Raw genomic sequence first — 5354 nt, forward strand, 5'->3', positions numbered from 1 at the left:
CGAAAAAACATGGCAACATCCCCGTGTAGCGGCCCTGTAGCAAAGCCAACCGAACAAAAAAAAGGTGCGATTTATGGACGCAAATGACAAAAGACTGGCCGCCGCCCTTGCCGCGGTAACCGCCTATATCCAGACCGAAGAGGAAGCACTGGTGCTGCCGCCACCCAAGCGGCCGGAACCCCGCCGCTTCGAGCAGGGCAACCTGTGGAGCCTGTCCGGCAGGCAGGGCATGATGCAGATGCGCAACCTCATGCAGATGAAAACCTTTAACCGACTCCGCTAGGATTGGGGACGAAGCAACATCCAATGAGCCATTAAACATCCAATTTTTTAAGAGGAGACCCATACGATGAGTGACCACGATCAAGTCAAAATGACCCAAATGAACTACGATGTGAAGCGGCCCAAGGCGGACAACCCGGTGAAGATCATGGATCTGAGCCTGCGCGACGGACACCAGAGCCTGTTTGCCACCCGCGGGCGCACCGAGGACATGATCCCGGTGGCCGAACTGATGGACCAGGTGGGCTTCTGGGCCGTGGAAACCTGGGGCGGCGCCACCTTCGATACCATGCACCGCTTTCTCAACGAAGATCCCTGGGAGCGCATCCGCACCCTCAAGCGCTACTTCAAGAAGACCCCCTTCTCCATGCTGCTGCGCGCCCAGAACCTGGTCGGCTACCGCAACTACGCCGACGACGTGGCCAACGCCTTCATGGACCGCAGCTGCGAAAACGGCATGGACATCTTCCGTACCTTCGACGCCCTCAACGACTACCGCAATTTCGAGACCGTGGTGCCCAAGATCAAGGAGTACGGCAGGCACTTCCAGGGCTGCATCTGCTACACGCTGACCGAACCGCGCCTGGGCGGTGAGGTCTACAACCTGGACTACTACGTGGGCAAAGCCAAGGACCTGGAAGCCATGGGCGCCGACTCCATCTGTATCAAGGACATGGCCGGCCTCATCGCTCCCTACGATGCCTATGCCGTGGTCAAGGCCATCAAGGCGGCGGTCAAACTCCCCGTCCACCTGCACAGCCACTTCACTTCGGGCATGTCTCCGCTGAGCCACCTCAAGGCTATCGAGGCGGGCGTGGACATCATCGACACGGTCATGACACCTTACGCCTACCGCACCTCCCACGCCGCCGTGGAACCGCTGGTGATGAGCCTTCTGGGTACCAGCCGCGACACCGGCTTCGACATTCATCTGCTGGCCCAGATCAACGAGATTCTCGAAAAAGAGGTCATGCCCAAATACAAGCACCTGCTCGACGACTCCAAGATGTCGATCATCGACATCAACGTGCTGTTGCACCAGACCCCGGGCGGCATGCTCTCCAACCTGGTCAACCAGCTGCGCGACATGGACGCCCTGGACAAGATCGGCGAAGTCTACAAGGAACTGCCCCGCGTCCGCAAGGACCTGGGCCAGATCCCGCTGGTCACCCCCACCAGCCAGATCGTGGGCATCCAGACCGTCAACAACGTGCTATTCGACACCCCGGAGGAGCGCTACAAGATGATCACCGGCCAGGTCAAGGACCTGTGCTACGGCCTGTACGGCAAGACCGCCGTGCCGATCAATCCCGAGGTGCAGAAGAAAGCCTTGAAGGGCTACGACCGCGGCGAGGAGCCGATCACCTGCCGGCCCGCCGAAGTGCTCGAACCGGAAATGGAAAAAGCCAAGGCCGAAATCGGCGACCTGGCCGTGGACCTGGACGACCTGGTGCTCTACGCCATCTACCCGGTCACCGGCAAGAAATTCCTGCAGTGGAAATACGGCAAGGAAGAGCCGCCCGCAGCGGTGAAACCGATCACCATGCAGCAGGTGAAAAAGCAGGACGAACTGATCAAAAAAGCCAAGGCCGGCGAACTGGTGGAGAAAAAGAAGGACGCCCCGGCCAAGGGCGAAGGTCTGCGCACCTTCAACGTCTTCGTGGACAACGAGTACTTCGAGGTCGGCGTGGACGAAGTGGGCGGCAGCCCCATCCTGAAATACGCGCAGCAGATTCAGCTTTCCGGTGGGATGCCGGCGGCCGCACCAGCCATGCCTGCGGCGCCGGCCGCGGCGCCTGCGGCAGCTCCTGCGGCGGCACCGGCTAAAGCTGAAAAGAAAGCTGAAGCCGCGCCCGCACCGGCAGCCGATGCGTCCGGCACCCCTTTGACCGCACCCATGCCCGGCATGATCGTCAAGTACGACAAGAAAGAGGGCGACACGGTCAGCGCGGGCGAAACCGTGGTGATCCTGGAAGCCATGAAAATGGAGAATGCCCTGGCCGCACCCGCCAGCGGCACCGTCAAAGCGATCAAATACGCCTCGGGAGACTCGGTGGCCAAGGGGGATGTGCTCTGCGTGATCGGTTAGGCTGGAGATCGTGTGACTGAATAGTGCCTGTCCAAAAACATGGATGGGCACTGAATAGATGAGCATGGTCGCCCGCCTCCGGGAGGCAACCGTGCTCATCCTTTTTTTAGCGGACGCTTGCGATAGATCCATTAAAGGAGAAAAGAGGCCCATCCATGAAAATTCATGAATATCAAGCCAAAGAACTGTTCCGCAAGAACGGCGTGGCCGTTCCCGACGGACAAGTCGCCTTTACCGTCGAAGAGGCCAAGGCGGTTGCCGAAAGCCTCGGCGCATACCCGGTGGTGGTCAAGGCCCAGATCCACGCCGGTGGCCGTGGCATGGGCGGCGGCGTGAAAGTGGCTAAAAACGAACAGGAATTTGACGAATACGCCAACAGTATTCTGGGGATGAACCTGGTTACCAAGCAGACCGGCCCCGGAGGAAAATTGGTTAACAAGCTGCTTATCGAGCAGGGCCTCGACATCGCCAAGGAACTCTACCTCAGCATCCTGCCCGATCGCGCCACTGCCAAGATGATCATCATGGCCTCCGAAGCCGGCGGCATGGACATCGAAACGGTAGCCGAGAAAACACCGCAGAAAATCATCAGGGTGTATGTGGACCCCAACGTCGGGATCCAGGCCTACCATTTGCGGACGGCGGCTTTCGGGCTCAACATGCCCAAAGCGACCATGAAACCCTTTTCCGTGCTGCTGAAGAACTTGTACAACCTGGCCGTGGGCTACGACTGTTCGCTGGTGGAGATCAACCCCCTGATTATCACCGCCCAAGACGATGTCATCGCCTTGGACGGCAAGATGGATTTCGACGACAACGCCCTCTACCGCCACCCCGATGTCCAGGAATACCGTGATCTGGATGAAGAAGATCCCACTGAGGTGGAAGCCGGTGGCCACGGCCTCAACTATATCCACCTGGGAGAAGGCGGCAATGTGGGCAATATGGTCAACGGCGCCGGACTGGCCATGGCCACCATGGATTGTATCAAGTACGCCGGCGGCAAGCCGGTCAACTTCCTCGACGTGGGCGGCGGCGCCAGCGCTGAGCAGATCGAAAACGGCTTCCGCATCCTGCAGAGCGATGAGAATGTCAAGGCGATCCTGATCAATATTTTCGGTGGGATCCTGCGCTGCGACAGGCTGGCCAACGGCGTGGTCCAGGCGGCCGAAAAGGTTGGCCTGCGCGTGCCGGTGATCATCCGCATGGAAGGCACCAATCTGGCGGAGGGACGCAAAATCCTGGCGGAGTCGGGCCTGGATCTGATCAACGCGAAAGACCTCAAGGACGCCGCCGAAAAATTGCAGGCCGCCATCCAGTAACCCATAAAAAACCAGCGAGGATTGAATCGTGAGCATATTAGTCAACAGAGAGACCAAATTGTTGGTGCAGGGTATCACTGGAAAAGAGGGTCAATTCCATGCCCGCGCATGCATTGATTACGGTACCCAGGTGGTGGCCGGCGTAACCCCCGGCAAGGGCGGCCAGAAGATGGACGACGTTCCCGTTTTCAATACGGTGGCCGATGCCGTCAACATCGCCGGGGCCAACGCCAGTATGATTTTCGTGCCGCCGCCCTTTGCCGCCGACGCCATCATGGAGGCGACCGATGCCGAAGTACCCCTGATTGTCTGCATCACCGAAGGCATTCCGGTCATGGATATGATGCGGGTGAAGAATTATCTCAAGGACAAGCCGGTGCGCCTCATCGGTCCCAACTGCCCCGGCATCATCACCCCCGGCGAATGCAAGATCGGCATCATGCCGGCGGCGATTCACCGGCCCGGCAAAATCGGGGTGGTCTCTCGTTCCGGCACCCTGACCTACGAAGCCGTTCACGCCCTGACCATGACCGGTCTGGGCCAGACCACCTGCATCGGCATCGGCGGCGATCCGGTCAACGGGACCAACTTCATCGACTGCCTGGAGCGCTTCCAGGCCGACGACGCCACCGAGGGCATCGTCATGATCGGCGAAATCGGCGGCGACGCGGAAGAGAAGGCGGCCGACTATATCAAGGCCAACGTCACCAAACCGGTGGTGGGTTTCATCGCCGGCCTGACGGCGCCTCCGGGACGGCGCATGGGCCATGCCGGCGCCATCATCAGTGGCAGCAGCGGTACCGGCCAGAGCAAGGTGGCTGCCATGAAGGACAACGGGATCCATGTATGCGAGAACTTGGCCTATCTGGGCGATGTCTGCGCCGAAACCTTCAACCCAAGCTGAGCGTTTCATCTTTTTCGAAGACAACGCGTGGTAATGAAATGAGTCCGGAAAAAAATCAGATCCGGCTCTCAAAAGATGAAACGCTCAGCTCAGGTCCGTATTGGCTTCCAGCCAAATACGGCATCTCTCACCCGATTTCTGTGTTGGGCGGCGGATCCGAATCCACGAAATATTCTTAATATTCCTCCGGATAGAATCCACCCCCTGCCCTGAACTCGGGCGAGAACTACCATTTTCTAAATTCGTTTTGAATAGAAAAGGACGGTCTTCTCTGACCGTCCTTTTCTTGCCTGTATGACTTCGTCGAGGACAAGGCCTTGTTCTGGATTCTGACGTCTAGCTCCTGAATTCTATTGCGTCCGTTTCTTTAACAAGGTTGAACAAATCCCATCAGGGTGATAATTGACCGGAACAGAAATCTGAGGTCGGGAATCCGACATCGGTCGTCCGACCTCAGACATCTGACTTCAGACTTCTGACAAGGACCAACCATGCACGAAATGGGCATCGCCATGGAGATCGTGGACATTGCCAAAGCCTCCATCCCAGCGGACATGCAAGGGGCCAGAATCCAGCGGGTAAATCTTCAGGTGGGCAGGCTGTCGGCCATCGTGGCGGACAGCCTGCGGTTCTGCTTCGACCTGGTGGTCAAGGACACGCCGCTGGAAGGGGCCGAACTGGCTATCGAAGAGGTGCCCGTAGTGGCCCGGTGCAAGGATTGCCACGCCCAGTGGACGGTCACCGAGCCGGTGTTTAC

5 protein-coding genes are annotated in these 5354 nt (G+C 58.7%); all 5 read left to right on the top strand.

Annotation, left to right across the window (positions count from 1 at the left end):
• Positions 1-73: 73 nt before the first annotated feature.
• On the top strand, positions 74-283 hold the full coding sequence (locus tag ABYV26_RS19910; RefSeq protein WP_372683108.1) for a hypothetical protein: 210 nt from the start codon (positions 74-76) through the stop codon (positions 281-283).
• 66 nt (positions 284-349) lie between these two features.
• Positions 350-2371 (top strand): pyruvate carboxylase subunit B, encoded by a 2022-nt coding sequence (locus tag ABYV26_RS19915; protein ID WP_372683109.1) that lies wholly within the window; start codon positions 350-352, stop codon positions 2369-2371.
• Between the two features lie 155 nt (positions 2372-2526).
• Positions 2527-3693: an ADP-forming succinate--CoA ligase subunit beta gene (gene sucC, locus ABYV26_RS19920; protein ID WP_372683111.1), complete on the top strand. Its 1167-nt coding sequence runs from the start codon at positions 2527-2529 to the stop codon at positions 3691-3693.
• Positions 3694-3721: 28 nt separating this feature from the next.
• Entirely contained in the window at positions 3722-4597 is an 876-nt protein-coding gene (gene sucD / locus ABYV26_RS19925) for a succinate--CoA ligase subunit alpha (protein WP_372683112.1), read from the top strand.
• A 491-nt stretch (positions 4598-5088) separates the two neighbouring features.
• The coding region (locus ABYV26_RS19930; RefSeq protein ID WP_372683113.1) for a hydrogenase maturation nickel metallochaperone HypA at positions 5089-5354 on the top strand (266 nt) is incomplete at its 3' end.

It is taken from the genome of Desulfosarcina sp., assembly GCF_041551955.1.
Taxonomy (GTDB): Bacteria; Desulfobacterota; Desulfobacteria; order Desulfobacterales; family Desulfosarcinaceae; genus Desulfosarcina.

Bases quoted from the DNA above. Each gene is read 5' to 3' on its own strand.
- ABYV26_RS19915 (WP_372683109.1), top strand. From the start codon at position 350: ATGAGTGACCACGATCAAGTCAAAATGACCCAAATGAACTACGATGTG.
- sucC (WP_372683111.1), top strand. From the start codon at position 2,527: ATGAAAATTCATGAATATCAAGCCAAAGAACTGTTCCGCAAGAACGGC.
- ABYV26_RS19910 (WP_372683108.1), top strand. From the start codon at position 74: ATGGACGCAAATGACAAAAGACTGGCCGCCGCCCTTGCCGCGGTAACC.